The organism is Peribacillus sp. V2I11 (assembly GCF_030817135.1).
In the GTDB taxonomy this organism is placed as follows: domain Bacteria; phylum Bacillota; class Bacilli; order Bacillales; family DSM-1321; genus Peribacillus; species Peribacillus simplex.
Genome location: NZ_JAUSYW010000001.1, coordinates 3,616,821 through 3,632,570 on the forward strand (window position 1 = coordinate 3,616,821; position 15,750 = coordinate 3,632,570).

Annotated in this window: 12 protein-coding genes; 11 read left to right on the plus strand and 1 reads right to left on the minus strand. The window is 43.2% G+C overall.

Going from position 1 to position 15,750, the window contains the following annotated elements:
• Window positions 1–4 precede the first annotated feature (4 nt).
• The gene (locus QFZ73_RS17650) at window positions 5–370 is read right to left on the minus strand and encodes a hypothetical protein (RefSeq protein ID WP_251429710.1); all 366 of its coding nucleotides are present in this window, start codon (window positions 368–370) and stop codon (window positions 5–7) included.
• A gap of 173 nt (window positions 371–543) precedes the next feature.
• Between QFZ73_RS17650 and QFZ73_RS17655 the strand changes: the two genes are divergently transcribed.
• From QFZ73_RS17655 to QFZ73_RS17705, 11 genes are all read left to right on the plus strand, one after another.
• Window positions 544–2,139 (plus strand): ATP-binding protein, encoded by a 1,596-nt coding sequence (locus tag QFZ73_RS17655; RefSeq protein WP_251429713.1) that lies wholly within the window; start codon window positions 544–546, stop codon window positions 2,137–2,139.
• Window positions 2,133–2,822 (plus strand): response regulator, encoded by a 690-nt coding sequence (locus tag QFZ73_RS17660; RefSeq protein WP_307268816.1) that lies wholly within the window; start codon window positions 2,133–2,135, stop codon window positions 2,820–2,822. The genes QFZ73_RS17655 and QFZ73_RS17660 overlap by 7 nt, the downstream gene beginning before the upstream one ends.
• Before the next feature lie 396 nt (window positions 2,823–3,218).
• Window positions 3,219–4,511, plus strand: a complete 1,293-nt coding sequence (locus QFZ73_RS17665) for a CitMHS family transporter (protein WP_251429719.1) — start codon at window positions 3,219–3,221, stop codon at window positions 4,509–4,511.
• Window positions 4,512–4,718: 207 nt separating this feature from the next.
• Window positions 4,719–6,662: a PTS mannitol transporter subunit IICBA gene (locus QFZ73_RS17670; RefSeq protein ID WP_307268820.1), complete on the plus strand. Its 1,944-nt coding sequence runs from the start codon at window positions 4,719–4,721 to the stop codon at window positions 6,660–6,662.
• Between the two features lie 86 nt (window positions 6,663–6,748).
• Window positions 6,749–8,839 (plus strand): BglG family transcription antiterminator, encoded by a 2,091-nt coding sequence (locus QFZ73_RS17675; RefSeq protein WP_307268822.1) that lies wholly within the window; start codon window positions 6,749–6,751, stop codon window positions 8,837–8,839.
• A 5-nt stretch (window positions 8,840–8,844) separates the two neighbouring features.
• Window positions 8,845–9,987 carry a mannitol-1-phosphate 5-dehydrogenase gene (locus QFZ73_RS17680; protein WP_307268826.1) on the plus strand — a complete coding sequence of 381 codons (1,143 nt, stop codon included), beginning with the start codon at window positions 8,845–8,847 and terminating at the stop codon, window positions 9,985–9,987.
• Window positions 9,988–10,836: 849 nt separating this feature from the next.
• Window positions 10,837–12,366 (plus strand): nickel ABC transporter substrate-binding protein, encoded by a 1,530-nt coding sequence (gene nikA / locus QFZ73_RS17685; RefSeq protein ID WP_307268829.1) that lies wholly within the window; start codon window positions 10,837–10,839, stop codon window positions 12,364–12,366.
• The gene (gene nikB / locus QFZ73_RS17690; protein ID WP_251429734.1) at window positions 12,367–13,320 is read left to right on the plus strand and encodes a nickel ABC transporter permease; all 954 of its coding nucleotides are present in this window, start codon (window positions 12,367–12,369) and stop codon (window positions 13,318–13,320) included. It begins immediately after the preceding gene.
• A complete protein-coding gene (gene nikC, locus QFZ73_RS17695) occupies window positions 13,311–14,150 on the plus strand; it encodes a nickel transporter permease (RefSeq protein ID WP_373458952.1) in 840 nt (279 codons plus the stop codon). The genes nikB and nikC overlap by 10 nt, the downstream gene beginning before the upstream one ends.
• Window positions 14,147–14,944: an ABC transporter ATP-binding protein gene (locus QFZ73_RS17700; RefSeq protein WP_307268833.1), complete on the plus strand. Its 798-nt coding sequence runs from the start codon at window positions 14,147–14,149 to the stop codon at window positions 14,942–14,944. The genes nikC and QFZ73_RS17700 overlap by 4 nt, the downstream gene beginning before the upstream one ends.
• Window positions 14,941–15,705, plus strand: coding sequence for an ABC transporter ATP-binding protein (locus QFZ73_RS17705; protein ID WP_251429740.1), 765 nt, complete (start codon window positions 14,941–14,943; stop codon window positions 15,703–15,705). Before QFZ73_RS17700 ends, QFZ73_RS17705 begins: the two co-directional genes overlap by 4 nt.
• Window positions 15,706–15,750: the final 45 nt, after the last annotated feature.

Sequence of the window (15,750 nt, forward strand, 5' to 3'; positions counted from 1 at the left end):
CATTTTATGTTTCAGATTGTTTTGCTTTCTTCCAATACGAAAAAGTATGGTAGCAAGACAGAAGCAGCACTATCCAAAGAAATACCTCATTAAGAGAAATGCCTATCGCTGATTGTCCCCCTGAAGCGGTCAACACTCCCACTACGGAAAGGAGATACAGGATGTAAAACAACTGCTCCTTGATTCTCGCACCATGATCGGCGTGACCATCTTTCTTAAATAGGACACTGAGAAATAATCCTATCATAACCCCAAGAAGTATCTCGGGTGAAACGATATCAGAAAGAAAAAAGACTGGAAAAAAATCGTAAATCAGCAAAAGGGTGATGATGATCATATAAATCATTTGAAGAGGATTCAGGAAATTCATCTTGACCTCCCATTTTTGTTAAATTATACCTTGTTTTGTTACTTAAATCCTTTCATTTTTGAATGTGGCGAAATAAACGGCCAACAATGTTCAATATTTAATAGAAATGGTAAAATCATTATGCTCCTATAAAAATTAGTGAATGAAAATGAAAATAGAGGATGCTGTTGAATATGAGGAAAGTATCGCTGGAAACCAAGATTCTCGGGTTAGTCTTATCGTTGAGCCTGTTTTTGATTCTTTTATTGACGACTAGTTTTTCTTATATGGAAGGAAGGCAAATAGCAAAGGATAAAGGTCAATTGGCGTTGGAACTTTCGAAGACGATTAGCTTCATGCCTACCGTTATAGAGGCCTTTGAAACGGATGATCCCGCTGCGACAATCCAGCCGATAGCCGAAAAGATCCGCAGGGAAACAGGGGCTGAGTTCATCGTTGTAGGGAATGCAGAGGGAATTCGCTATTCCCATCCGCTGGCTTCCGAAATTGGGAAGCGGATGGAAGGCGGGGATAATAGCAGGGCCATTCGGAAAGGCGAATATTATGTCTCCGAAGCGGCAGGATCACTCGGTCTTTCCATTCGGGGGAAGTCACCGGTATTCAATGGGGATGGAAAAATAATCGGAATCGTCTCCGTCGGTTTTTTAGTGGACGATGTGCGCGCCCAAATTTTCAAGGATTTGTCCAAAGAGATGATTGTATCTTTAGTGGCCATCATGATATCGATCATTGGCAGTTATATGCTGGCAAGGAGCATACGTAAAGATACATTGGGGCTGGAACCATTTGAAATCGCCAATTTATATAAAGAAAAAAATGCAGTGCTGCAATCGGTGAAAGAAGGGATTCTGGCCATTGACCAAAATGGGTTGATTACCTCGATGAATCAGCCGGCAAAAAAATTGCTGGATATTAAAGAGTCCGTTCGCCATTTGAACGTGGATGGCCTATTTCCTTCGAAATATCTATTCGAAGTGCTGAAATCCGGTGCCCCGCAAGTGGATAAGGAGATTTCATGGAAAGACAAATCCGTTATCGTTAATTGTACGCCAATCTTCGATAGTGAAGGGGTAAGCGGTGTTGTCGCTTCTTTCCGTGATCGAACGGAAATCGAGGAAATGGTCAACACATTATCTGAAGTGAAGATGCATTCAGAGGATTTAAGGGCACAAACCCATGAATTCACCAATAAACTATACGTCCTTTCGGGATTGATACAATTAGGGGAATACGATGAAGCAATAGAAATGATTCAAAGCGAAACATCCGAATTGCATTCCCTGAACCGTGTCGTGTTCGAACAGATAAAGGATACAAAGGTACAAGCCCTGTTACTTGGTAAGATAGGCAAAGCATCGGAGAAGAAGATCATCTTTGAAATAGATGCACAAAGTTACCTGGAGAAACTGCCGGATCATATAAAATTGTCACAACTAACATTGATTCTAGGCAACATTATCGATAATGCACTTGAAGCGGTTTCAAGCATGGAAGAGCCGCTCGTGAAATTTTTTGCCACAGATATCGGAAATGATATGGTATTTGAAGTGAGTGATAACGGAAAAGGAATACCTGAGGATGCCATCGCCCATATTTTCGATCGGGGTTTCACTTCGAAAAACAGCGGAAGTCCGAGTGGTTATGGACTTTCGAATGCTGATCATGTCGTAAAAGAGCTGGGCGGCATCATCGAAGTTCAAAGTGAGGATGGAAACACCATATTCACCGTGTATCTTCCTAAAGAACAGAGAGGAGGGAAAGAATGCTGAATATAAGAGCAGTCATCGCAGAAGATGATTTTCGTGTAGCGGATATCCATGAAAAATTCTTAAAAAACTTTGATGAAATAGAAGTGGTCGGAAAAGCTGTCAATGCCAAAAAAACACTTCGGATCTTGGAACAAAAAAGCCCGGATCTGCTTTTGCTTGATGTTTATATGCCAGATCAGCTTGGTACAGACCTCCTTCCGGACATACGGAAAAAATTCCCGAATGTGGATATCATCATGATTACCGCGGCAACGGATAAAGAACAACTTGAAAAGGCGCTTCACTATGGTGTAGAGAATTATTTAATTAAACCAGTGGAAATGAAGCGTTTCAACCAGGTTATCGAAGAGTATCTGAAGAAAGTCCATCTGATGAAATCCAAACAAGAAATAGATCAAGATTTTGTTGATCTCATTTTGAAAAAGGGATCTGCGGTTTCGGAAACGAACGATGGGCCGGCCTTACCGAAAGGGGTCGACGAAATCACTTTGGCGAAAGTGATCGAGGTACTCGAAGGAAGCCATATCGGTTTGTCGGCTGAGCAAGTGAGCGGACAAATCGGTGCTTCCAGGACAACCGCGAGACGCTATCTGGAATACTTGATATCCGTTAAGAAATGTAAAGCGGAAGTCGTATACGGGGTAGTGGGAAGACCTGAGCGAAGATATTATAAAATTCAATAGAAATAAATGTTAAGCACCTTCAAGATTAGAGGTGTTTTTTTTGCATGTGTACAGTAGTAAAAGGGAATGGGAGGTTTCAAAAGAATGCGAGGATCATTGACTTAATATATTGTAAGTAAAATGGTTGGCAAATCACTGATTGGCCATCGGTCCTTCTGCAGAATATTTTTAATTGGGAGACGGGGGAGGCAAAAATTGTGGTGTAATTTCCTTTAGAAACCCGCCGCTCAACCCGGGGAGTGACGTCCGTTCAGCCTCGAAAAATCGACCCCGTGAACACAATGAACACAATTAATTAAATAGTTTTAAAACACAATAAATTGAAAACGCTTACAGATAAAGTGATTTCATATACAATTTAGAAAATTAGAAAATTAGAAATTGAGGAGTGATCATATGCTCGCTTTATTAGGATACTTGATGATAGTAGTATTTATGATTTTAATTATGACAGGGCGACTTTCAGCCATGATAGCTTTGATTGCAGTACCAAGTGCCTTTGCACTTATTGGTGGGTTTGGCGGTAAAATGGGGGAAATGGCTTTGGAAGGAATCAAAGATGTGGCGCCAACAGGCATCATGATTTTGTTTGCGATCCTTTTCTTTGGAATTTTGATCGATGCTGGCGTTTTTGACCCGATCATCAATACGATCCTTAAAGTCGTAAAAGGAGATCCAGTCAAAATTGCCATCGGCACGGCAGTACTGGCCTTGCTGATTTCCTTGGATGGAGATGGTACGACCACATATATGATAACGATTTCAGCCATGCTTCCGCTATATAAACGGATTGGAATGAGACCGCTAGTATTGGCCGGGATTGCTGTTTCGTCATCTGGAGTCATGAACCTTCTTCCTTGGGGAGGCCCTACAGCACGGGTGATGACCGCTTTAAAACTTGAAATGTCCGATGTTTTCACTCCTGTCATTCCTGCGATGATTGGCGGAGTCCTATTCGTCCTTTTCATGGCATATTGCCTTGGTAAAAAAGAAAGAAAGAGAATTGGGATCATAGAAGTCGATTATCGTGCTGTGGCACAGCAAGCGGCTGCAACGGAAGATGCTTATCTTAAACGCCCTAAATTGATAATATTCAATTACGCATTGACTCTTACCTTGCTGGTGGCACTGATCATGGAACTTATGCCTTCAGCGGTCCTGTTCATGATAGGTTTTGCCATTGCCATTACGGTTAATTACCCGAAACTCAGTGATCAAAAAGAGCGTGTGGCAAACTACGCGGACAATGCTTTATCTGTCATTTCTATGATTTTTGCTGCAGGTGTCTTCACTGGAATCCTTGCCGGTACGGAAATGGTCGATGCCATGGCAAACTCTTTGATTCAGCATATTCCAGATCAAATGGGCGCACATTTTGCTGTCATCACAGCCATCATCTCTGCACCTTTCACGTTCTTCATGTCTAATGACGCATTTTATTATGGTGTGCTCCCATTACTTGCTAAAGCGGGAGCTGCTTATGGAATTGACCCTGCCCTGATCGGTAGAGCTTCACTATTAGGGTTGCCGGTCCATCTATTAAGCCCGCTTGTTCCATCCACCTATCTATTGGTTGGAATGGTAGGGGAAGATTTCGGTGCATTGCAGCGCACTTTCCTGAAATGGGCATGCGGATCGACGCTTGTCATGATAGTGGTATCTGTCCTATTGGGAATCATCCCACTATAAAACTCCATTTAGAAAAGAGTCCCGTTCGTCAAGATGCGAACGGGACTCTTTTCTATCTGCATCAAACGCTGAATAAATCTGGAAAAGTGAGATACATTATGTTTGTCTTCTCTTTCGCGACAAAGTTAGCTTTTTCTTTTATTGAAGGCTTAAGGTACGTACCTTAAGATAAGGGAAACTATATTAATATGAAGGGAAGAGAGCAAAATGGCTCACTTTAATATAAAAGTTGCAGTTCAAAAGTTCGGTAACTTTCTAAGTTCAATGGTCATGCCGAATATATCAGCTTTCATAGCATGGGGGCTAATCACTGCCCTATTCATCCCATCCGGTTTCCTGCCAAATGAAAGCCTTGCCAAAATGGTTACACCGATGGTTACGTTTTTACTGCCGCTTTTAATTGGGTATACGGGTGGTAAGCTAATCCATGACCACCGTGGCGGCGTAGTCGGTGCCATTGCGACAATGGGCGTCATCGTCGGATCTGATATCCCGATGTTCCTTGGAGCCATGATAATGGGACCGTTCGGCGGTTATGTCATCAAGAAATTCGATCAATTGATTGAAGGGAAAATAAAAGCCGGTTTTGAAATGCTTGTTAATAATTTTTCGGCGGGGATAATTGGCGGCTTATTGTCCATTCTCTCCTTCTTGGCCATCGGGCCTGCTGTAGACGTATTTACAGGCTGGCTTGTAGCAGGAGTCGATTGGCTTGTCGGTACAGGTTTACTGCCGTTGACAAGTATCCTGATCGAGCCTGCCAAGGTATTGTTCTTGAACAATGCCATCAATCATGGTGTACTATCACCAATCGGTGTAGAGCAAGTTAAACAAACTGGGGCTTCCATCCTGTTCCTTCTGGAATCGAATCCTGGACCAGGTATCGGCGTATTGCTTGCCTATTGCTTTTTTGGAAAGGGAACGGCGAAGAAATCGGCGCCAGGAGCTGCCATCATTCATTTCTTCGGCGGGATCCATGAAATTTATTTCCCTTATATCCTAATGAAGCCGATGTTATTCTTAGCCGTCATTCTTGGAGGCATGAGTGGGGTTTTCACATTGGTCCTACTGGGCGGAGGATTGTTCGCTCCAGCTTCTCCAGGAAGCATACTTGCCATTACAGCAGTAACTCCGCATAATGCGGGCGCATATATTGCTAACTTTGCAGGCGTGATCGTAGCGGCCCTTGTTTCTTTCATCATCGGTGCATTCATCTTGAAAACAGGAAAGCAATCCGAAGAGAATATTGAAGATGCCGCGAAAAAAATGCAAGAAATGAAAGGCAAGAAAAGCTCTGTAGCCGATGTATTCTCTTCAGATCCGGGAACGATGCCAACAAATGTCAGCAAAATAATATTTGCCTGCGATGCTGGGATGGGATCAAGTGCGATGGGGGCTTCGCTGCTCCGCAAGAAGGTGAAGGAAGCCGGATTGAATATCGCTGTTACCAATACGGCGATCTCAAATATTCCTGCTGATGCCCAAATCGTCATAACACAGGAAGAATTAACTCCAAGGGCACAGAATAAAGTGCCGCATGCTTATCATGTATCCGTCGATAATTTCCTATCGAGCCCTGAATACGATTCATTGCTTGCCCGGCTTCAGGATGACGGTACCGATGAGCTGCAAGAAATCGTCGAAGATGCTGAAGAGAAGGTTCCCGGTGTTCGTGAACATTCAATCGAGCCTGGCATCAACGAGGATGAGCAGGATGATAATGAATTGCTTCGCGAAGAAAACATCTTCCTTAATCAACAATTCGCCAATAAGGAAGAAGCAATCCGCTTTGCGGGAAGAGCTTTGGTCAATGCAGGTTACGTTAAGGAAAGCTATATTGAAGCAATGATTGCCCGTGATGAATTGACTTCAACCTATATGGGGAATGATGTAGCCATTCCGCACGGAACCGAGGAAGCTAAGAAAGATGTCCTTAAATCTGGATTTACCGTTTTACAAATTCCTGATGGTGTCGACTTTGACGGCCAAAAGGCACGATTGATATTCGGCATTGCCGGCAAGGACGGGACACATCTTGAAATTCTATCTGGCATTGCAGTTACCTGCTCTGAGATGGAGAATATCGAAAAGATGGTTAAAGCCACATCAGCCAGGGAATTGATGGATATTATAAAAGTCGAAAATAATTAAATACTCTTAACCAAGAATAGAAAAGCGTTTTACGCTTTTCTATTCAGTATTTTCTCGTGTTACTCCACCTGAAATGAGTTGGTAGCATGTATATTACTTCAAGGGAAAAATCAATCATAGAATTGATCATAAGAACTTCAGGAAAACATACAGCCTTATCCATTGCGGCACAATTGAATGTTAGTGTCCGGACGGTTCAACGTGATCTGAAGTCCATAGAAAAAATCCTGCAATCATTTGAGTTGCATTTAACACGCAATACACATGAGGGACTGTCCATCGACGGGAAGAATGAACAAGTCTTTCGGCTTGTACAGCACCTGATGGGCAATCATCCGATCGATCAAACGCCACAAGAAAGAAAGTTGCATCTTCTTTTAGCTCTACTGCAGGAAGAATCATATAAAACTCAAGTTCTTGCGGGTGATCTCGGTATAAGCATTACGACTCTTACAACCTATTTGGACGAACTGACTGAATGGTTAAAGAATTTTAATATCGTGATTACCAGAAAAAGGGGAGTCGGAATAGAGCTTGCCGGCACAGAAGGAAATAAACGGAAAGCCCAGGCAGCCTATTTCTTGCACTTCTTTAATGAAGAGCTGATTGAAAGTTTATTTTTGTTGCAGGAAGGAAAATTCCCAGAAGCGAAAATTCTCGACTATTTCGATCCCGAATATCTTCTGGCTATTGATGGGGTGCTGAATTCAACCTTTAACAGTGTCCATTCTCGTTTGGCGGATAGCGGGTATATAGGGTTAATTGTACATATTTATGTAACCCTGCAAAGGAATGAAGGCCAATTTTTTTTGGAGAAGGACTTCAAGAAAATAAGCGAACTTTCCGATGAGAATAATCTCATGAATAAAATAGGCAAGGAACTCAGCACCATGCTGGAAGTCTCTTTTACCATCGATGATATAAGCTACCTCGCCGCCATCCTTAAAGGTTCCAAGCTTCATGCAGCTGATGCCGTTCCATACGACAGTGTGTTGCTTGGCCAGCTGATAAGAAACCTGATAAAAGATGTTTCGGCACAACTGCAAATCGATTTGACCAAGGATTTCCCATTGTATCAAGGGCTCCTTGCCCATATGGAACCATCACTTTTCCGGATCAAACAGGAAATGGGGTTGTACAACCCCTTAACCGAAGATATTAAACGAAAATATCCGGTTCTCTTTTTGGCAGTAAAGACCAGTCTGGAAAAGGGATTCAAAGAAATAAAAGAATTTCCTGAAGATGAAATAGCCTTCATCGTCCTTCATTTCGGATCTGCATTAGTGCTGCGGGAGGAAGAAATATCAATAAGGGCACTCATCGTTTGCCCGACAGGCATAGGTACTTCGAAGATGCTTGCAAGCCGGATCAAAAAGGAAATCATCGAAATCGAGACTGTAGAAATCAAGACGATCAAAGACATCCAGCAGCAGGGCAGCCTGAAAAATTATGATGTGATCATTTCTACCGTCAGGCTTCCGTATATCGATAGTGATTATATCCTTGTTTCCCCTCTTTTGAGTGAAGAGAATATATTGAACATCAGGAATTATTTAAGGAAGAATATCGAAAACTTCACGAGGAATAAGCGTTATGGCAGTCATTCAGCCCATAAGGATACCGTGACTAAAAAAGAGGATGGCGAATTGAAAGAAGTGCTGCAGGAATTGAAGGATGCCCAGCAGAGCATCGAGTCGATCATGGATAATTTCCGGTTTTATCGGCTGCCGCATCTGAAAGGACATCCAGAAATCATTGAAGAAATGGTCAGGATCGCTGAAGCGGAAGAACTGCTAATGGGTGCTGATGATGTGGTCGGATCCTTGAACGAACGGGAAAAAAAAGGTGGTTTAGGCATTCCTGGCACTGGAATGGGCCTTTTTCATACGAGACATAAGAATGTGAAAGAACTGATATTCCAGGTGGCCCACCTGAAGGAATATCGTCTGGTCAAAGGTATGGACGGAAATGACGTCCATATGAAAAATTTACTGCTGATGCTGGCACCTGAAGAATTGAGTGTGAAGCAGCAGGAAATCGTCAGCTTAATAAGTTCAAGCTTAATTGAAAGCAATGAAGCCATCATGATTTTTTCATCTTCGGACGAAGAAATGATTAACAGAAGGCTGGAAGCCATATTTTTGGACTATTTATATACTAACTTGATAAAGGGATGATTGTAATGAAACAAGCAGTACATTTCGGTGCAGGAAACATTGGAAGAGGATTTATCGGAGCGCTCTTTTCACAATCTGGATATCATGTGACTTTTGTAGACATAGCGGATCAAATCATCGATCAGTTAAATGATAAAAAGCAATATCAAGTCAAACTGGCCACTGATCAACAAGAATCCGTCACAGTAGAAAATGTTTCGGGATTAAACAGCATAAAGCAGGAAGAGGAAATCATAAAAGCAATTTCAGAAGCAACCTACCTCACCACTGCTATCGGTCCTAATATATTGCCGCATATCGCTCCTTTAATTGCAAAAGGATTAGCCTCAAGAGTGAAGGAAACCGATGAAAAACTATATGTGATCGCTTGTGAAAACCAAATATCGGCAACAGACCTTTTAGAAGGCTACATTCTAGAAAACTTGGATCAAGATACAAAGGAAAATCTAGCCGATAAAGTATACTTCTTTAACTCAGCTGTCGATCGTATCGTTCCTATACAAAATAACGAAGGATCACTCGATGTTTTGGTGGAACCTTATTATGAATGGGTCGTTGAAACGAATGAAAACATACCTGACATTGAAGGGATGACCATTGTAAAAGAACTCGCTCCATTCATTGAGAGAAAACTGTTTACCGTTAATACAGGACATGCCGTCATTGCTTACCTAGGTTATCTCAAAAATGAAAAATCGACGATTGACCAGTCATTGGAGGACGCAGGCATTGTAGAGCAAGTCAAGAAAACCCTAGGGGAAACGGGCGCTTATTTAATAAAGCAATACGATTTGGACGCAGATGAGCATAAGCAGTATATCGAAAAAATCATTAATCGATTCAAAAACTCCTACCTCAAGGACTCGGTGAATAGAGTCGGACGTTCACCGCTGCGTAAGCTCGGGCCAAACGACCGTCTCGTGCGTCCCGCCGTAGAAGCTAAGAAAGCCGGGCTTTCCTATACTAATCTGGCGAAAGCGATAGCGGCCGCATTACTCTTTGATTTTAATGAAGATGAAGAAGCCCTTAAACTGCAAACGATGATCAAAGAACACGGTGTAGCTACCGCACTTAAGGAAGTTAGCGGCTTGGACGAAAATAGCGAAATAACCAAAGAAGTCATCAACCACTACAACAACTTGAAATAAAAGCGAAAAACTCCTGAAATCCTTTTTCAGGAGTTTTTTCCTAATCAAAAGCCAATTAAAGAAGGAATCTAACATCCGATATCGCAGCATAACCTTGAAAGATAACAAAAAAACCTTGTAAACAGTAATTGTTACGTTTTATAATGAAAGACAGCCAAGACAAGAGTGACATTTAGATTTTTATAAATTATAAATCGTAATCATTTTGATTTATTTTAGTGAAAGGAGTATTTATGTTGAAAAGATAGGGAATTGCCTGAGTTTAGGGTTTACAAAAGGCCGATTAGTGAAGTAAATCGAGAGTTTGGTGCATTTATATAAAGTTTTGCGGGTATTGCACGCGATTTAGAGCTGTTGCTCATGAGTATGGAGCAAACACTCGTGAGTTTAGGCAAATACTCGTGAATTTGGAGTAAATACTCGTGAGTTTAGCACAAATACTCGTGAGTTTGGAACAAATACTCGTGAATTGGTGTTCAAACACGAGTTGGTTGATTTTACACAAGATATTGCGGGTATTGCACGAGATTTAGAGCTGATACTCATGAGTATGGAGCAAATACTCGTGAGTTTAGAGCAAATACTCGTGAATTGGTGTTCAAACACGAGTTGGTTGATTTTACACAAGATTTTGCGGGTATTGCACGCGATTTAGAGCTGTTGCTCATGTGCGGAGCAAATACTCGTGAATGGATGCTTAATCTCAAGTAGCATTTAGTTTGATTTCGGATGAGCATTCGGCAATACGTTACCTGGTTCGTCATGATAATAAAGCTGCAATCTAAATCGTAATCAATACGATTCTACAGCGGCCAATAAAAATAGTAGAGGTAATGGGGGAAATATATCGTGTTAAGAAAATGTAAATCGATTTTTATTGTATGTTTATCATTCTTTCTTTTGGCTGCTTGTTCCAATGAGTCTGCGAAAGATCAAGGGGCAGGGGGGAAGGAAGTGAACTTACTTTTTAATTTTGCGACTAGCTCGCTTGATCCGAATGTTGATACTAGTTATGTGTCACTAAGGGCTGGGATCACCGAGACATTGGTGCATCTCAATGATAAGGATTTGACCATCGAACCTTGGCTGGCGAAAAGCTGGGATAGCAAGGATGGTCAATTATGGAATTTTGAGTTAAGGGAGGGTGTGACTTTTCAGAATGGCAAGCCGATGGATGGCAAAGCGGTGAAGGCTTCCTTGGAGAGGGCGATGAAAGATAGTCTGGCGATCAAGAATGCTTTGCGCATTGAATCGATTGAAGCGGACGGGAATGCGCTGACCATTAAGACGGAGGTTCCCTTTCCGGAATTTCCTTCTGAATTGGTCCATCCAAATACTTCGATTATTGACGTGAAGGAAAGTGACTATATAAACAAGCCGATAGGAACAGGGCCATTTGCCGTTTCGAAATTCATACCAGGTACGGCTGTTGATTTAATCCGGTATGAGTCTTACTGGGATGGAGCCGCAAAGCTTGATAGTGCCAGGTTTTCGTTTAATGAAGATGCCAATGCACGGTCTCTTGCCCTTGAATCGGGAGACGCCGATATTGTTTTCCGTCCGGAAGTGGAAAGCCTGGAGAATTTAGAGGCGATAGAGGGTGTGAAGGTTGAATCGACATCCACTTTCCGCGTACATCAAATGACGATGAATTTGGAACGTAAAGCATTGCAGGATATACACGTCCGAAAGGCGATAGATGCCTTGATCGACCGTTCATCCATTGCGGATACGATTTTACATGGTCATGCGGAAGTGGCAACAGGGCCATTTCCATCCACTTTCTCTTTTGCTCCGGACTATCCGAAAAAAGAGAATGGAATGGAAGCGGCTAAGCGGTTTCTTGATCAGGCGGGATATATGAAAGTGAATGGTGTCATGCAAAAAGACGGCAAACCGTTAACGTTTACACTTCTTACATACAGTTCACGTGCCGACCTGCCGTTAATTGCCCAAGTTTTTCAATCGGATGCCGGCAAGTTGGGGATTGATGTGAAAATCAAGCAAATAGAAATCCCTGAAGAGTATATGGCTGCCAATCGCGATTGGGATTTAACGACCTACAGCAATTTAACGGCTCCGCGCGGGGATGCCGGTTATTATTTAAATGCTACTTATCATCCAAAGGGAGCCTTGAACTTCAGTGGGGCCGATGATGATCACCTTACGTCCCTGATTGATAAGCTGAACGTAACGGTCGGACAGGAGAAGCGATCGGATTTAGCTGAGGGGATTGCGATGTATGTGGATGAACAAGTGTATAATTCTTTCATTTTACATCCGAATACACTTGTTGCTTATGATGCCGATAAAGTTGAAAACTGGATTACTTCGAGAAGCGAATATTACATGCTGACGAATGAACTGGATGTGAAGTGAATGTTCCGCATCTTAGTCCGGCGATTCATTGAAGTTGTTATTTTTGTCCTTGTGATTACATTTATCTCTTTCCTTTTTGTTCGGCTTGCTCCAGGAGACCCGGTTCTCTCGATACTTCAAGTGGATGATGTATCGATCACAAACGAGCAAGTCAACGAGCTTCGTGAAGAATTGGGGTTCAATGATCCGCTGTTAGTGCAGTATGGCGATTGGTTTATGGACTTTATCCAATTGGATTTTGGGCATTCTTATCTGACGAATCAGCCTGTGATGGAGATGATCATGAGCGGGCTGCCTGCAACACTTGAGCTGGCGGTTGGCGCATTGCTTGTGATGGTTGGTATAGCCATTCCATTAGGTTCGCTTGCTGCCTTGTACAGGGGAAGCTGGATTGATCAGATAAGCCGTGCCGTTTCTTTGTTAGGCGCAGCCATTCCTAGCTTTTGGCTGGGGCTGCTCTTGATAGATTTATTTGCGGTACGATGGGGAGCCCTTCCAACAATGGGCAGGGACGGATTTCGTTCTTTGATTCTGCCGTCAGTCACGTTGGGGCTGGCCATCACAAGTGTGTACGTCCGGTTGCTGCGTTCGAGTTTGATAGAGTCCCTCAGTCATGATTTCATCAGGGCTGCCCGATCAAGGGGGATTTCAGAAATGCGGATATTCTTTGCTCATGCATTTCGTTATAGCTTGCCCCCGGTCATTACCGTATTCGGTGTCAGCCTTGGCAGCCTGATCGGCGGTGTGGTGGTGATCGAAGTGATTTTTGCCTATCCAGGCATAGGTAAGATGGTCGTGGACTCGATTCGGTCACGGGATTATCCAGTCATCCAAGGGTACCTGTTGGTCATGGCCGTCATTGTATTCATGGTTAATAGTGCCGTGGATTTATCCTATCGCTATTTAAATCCGGAGCTAAGACTGAAGGAAAGGAAGCATGGAAAATGGAGTTAGTTATCAAGAGAAAATCCAAAAGGCGCTGGAGAATGACCGTCCTTTTTACGGTGATGGCTACAGTCCTTGCCGTTACGGCTTACACCTTTCTTATTCTGAAACATGATCCGGCACTGGTCAATCTGGGAGAAAGGCTATGGCCGGCGAGCATGGAACATCCGTTAGGGACGGATCATCTAGGGCGTGATGTATTGACACGTCTTCTGCTTGGCGCACAGCTGACGGTTGGCTACGGTTTCTTATCTTTGTTTGCTGCTGTTATCATCGGCGTCCCGTTCGGGGTGATTGCCGGTTTTAAAGGAGGTCTGATCGATCGGATCTTCATGCGCATTGCAGACGCGTTTCTCGCATTCCCTGATACGATCGTTGCCATTGTGCTTAGTGGCTTATTAGGACCAGGAATCGAAAATCTCCTGTTGGCGATCGTTCTGGTGAAATGGGTGAATTATGCCCGGCTTGTGCGAAGTACGGTGATCACCGAACGTCAGAAGGATTATGTCACAGCTGCTAAAATCAATGGATTAAGTTCATTTGGGATTATGCGGAAGCATCTATTTCCGCACCTGATCGGGAACGTGCTTGTCCTTTCTAGCCTCGATTTAGGGAAAATCATTTTGCTCATATCTTCCTTATCATATATCGGGCTCGGGGCGCAGCCGCCGGCACCAGAGTGGGGAGCCATGCTGAATGATGCCCGGCCATACTTTCAATCCAATATGCTGCTGATGATTTATCCGGGGCTCGCCATCGTATTTGTCGTCCTTTTATCCAACATACTCGGTGATTATTTGCGCGATGCATTCGATGTGAAAAAGGAGGTGGAATCATGAGCATTTTATCCGTGAGGCAGCTGCATATCATGGGAAAGCAAAGTCATATCGTCAAGGATCTTTCATTGGATGTGCAGGAAGGTGAGTGGTTTGCACTTGTCGGACAAAGTGGGAGCGGCAAAAGCATGACGGCCATGGCAATATGTCAGCTGCTTGCACCCAATCTCCAGGCGAAGGGGGAAATATGGTACGGGGAAAAGAATTTATTAACGCTATCTTCCTCTGAAATCAGGAAGATTCGCGGAAAGCGCCTGGCTTATATTTTTCAAGATTACCAGGGTTCATTCACGCCGTTCCTTACCATCGGTCAACATTTCGACGAATATCAGCGAACACATTTGAACCTTTCCAAAAAGGCAAGGAGGCAGCAAGCGGTCAAGGCGCTCATATCGGTGGGCCTGAATGAAGATATCTACGGCAGATACCCTTTCCAATTAAGCGGTGGGCAGCTTCAACGCGTATCCATTTCGATAGCCCTGCTGCTTGAACCGGATATATTGATAGCGGATGAACCGACTACAGCCTTGGACAGTGTATCATCCTTTAAGGTCTTACAGCTGTTATCAAGGCTCCAAAAAGAAACCGGATGTGCGGTCTTGTTCATTACCCACGATTTACGTCATGTCAAGAAGTATGCGGACCGCATTGCGGTCATGAAAGACGGGGCCATCATTGAGACCGGTGATAAAAATCAGGTATTGAATCATCCGCAGCATGCTTATACGAATAAACTGATTCAATCATCACCATCATTGAGCAGAATCCCATTTAAGCTGGAAGGGGTGTCAGGATGAGTTTATTAGACGTACGAAATGTTCATAAAAGCTATGATAACGGAGTGGAAATACTAAGGAACGTAAATTTCAGCATCGATAGGAAGGAATGCCTCGGGTTAGTGGGGGAGAGCGGCTGCGGAAAAAGCACACTGGCAAGACTCATTCTTCAGATTGAATCTTTTGACCAGGGCAGCATCCTATTTGAAGGAACCGCGCTGCAAAACAAAAGCGAACGCAGTTTAAAACCGTATCGCAAGAACATCCAGGCCGTTTTGCAAAATCCTGCATCGGCTTTGAATCCAAAACTAAGGATAAAAGATTCATTAATGGATCCATATCTTCAATTTGGCAGCCAGGTCAATATGAAACATTTTACGTATACAAGTGAAGCGAACTTTATCGGACAGCTGCTGGAAACCGTGGAGCTTCCAAAGAGTTTTGCTGAACGTTACCCGCATGAGCTAAGCGGCGGACAAAAGCAGCGGGTGACCATTGCACGGGCAATCAGCATTGAACCTGCCCTCATTATATTGGATGAACCGGCTTCAAGCCTGGACGTTCTGTCACAAGCGGCAGTGCTGAAATTGTTAGGCGGGCTGCGGGAGACTTTGGATATTTCTTACCTTTTTATTTCTCATGATCTATCGGCTGTACAGGAGATGAGCCAACGGATCATGGTGATGAAAGGGGGGGTTATTGTCGATTCTTTCGAAAACGAACAGCTTTTTTGCAGCGATCGCCATTCATACACAAAAGAACTGATTTCGATGTTTGAATAATGAGGTTGTGTTTATTTGAGAATTAAATTGTATTGATTTCGATTA

Bases quoted from the DNA above. Each gene is read 5' to 3' on its own strand.
- QFZ73_RS17650 (WP_251429710.1), bottom strand. From the start codon at position 370: ATGAATTTCCTGAATCCTCTTCAAATGATTTATATGATCATCATCACC.
- QFZ73_RS17655 (WP_251429713.1), top strand. From the start codon at position 544: ATGAGGAAAGTATCGCTGGAAACCAAGATTCTCGGGTTAGTCTTATCG.
- QFZ73_RS17660 (WP_307268816.1), top strand. From the start codon at position 2,133: ATGCTGAATATAAGAGCAGTCATCGCAGAAGATGATTTTCGTGTAGCG.
- QFZ73_RS17665 (WP_251429719.1), top strand. From the start codon at position 3,219: ATGCTCGCTTTATTAGGATACTTGATGATAGTAGTATTTATGATTTTA.
- QFZ73_RS17670 (WP_307268820.1), top strand. From the start codon at position 4,719: ATGGCTCACTTTAATATAAAAGTTGCAGTTCAAAAGTTCGGTAACTTT.
- QFZ73_RS17675 (WP_307268822.1), top strand. From the start codon at position 6,749: ATGTATATTACTTCAAGGGAAAAATCAATCATAGAATTGATCATAAGA.
- QFZ73_RS17680 (WP_307268826.1), top strand. From the start codon at position 8,845: ATGAAACAAGCAGTACATTTCGGTGCAGGAAACATTGGAAGAGGATTT.
- nikB (WP_251429734.1), top strand. From the start codon at position 12,367: ATGTTCCGCATCTTAGTCCGGCGATTCATTGAAGTTGTTATTTTTGTC.
- nikC (WP_373458952.1), top strand. From the start codon at position 13,311: ATGGAGTTAGTTATCAAGAGAAAATCCAAAAGGCGCTGGAGAATGACC.
- QFZ73_RS17700 (WP_307268833.1), top strand. From the start codon at position 14,147: ATGAGCATTTTATCCGTGAGGCAGCTGCATATCATGGGAAAGCAAAGT.
- QFZ73_RS17705 (WP_251429740.1), top strand. From the start codon at position 14,941: ATGAGTTTATTAGACGTACGAAATGTTCATAAAAGCTATGATAACGGA.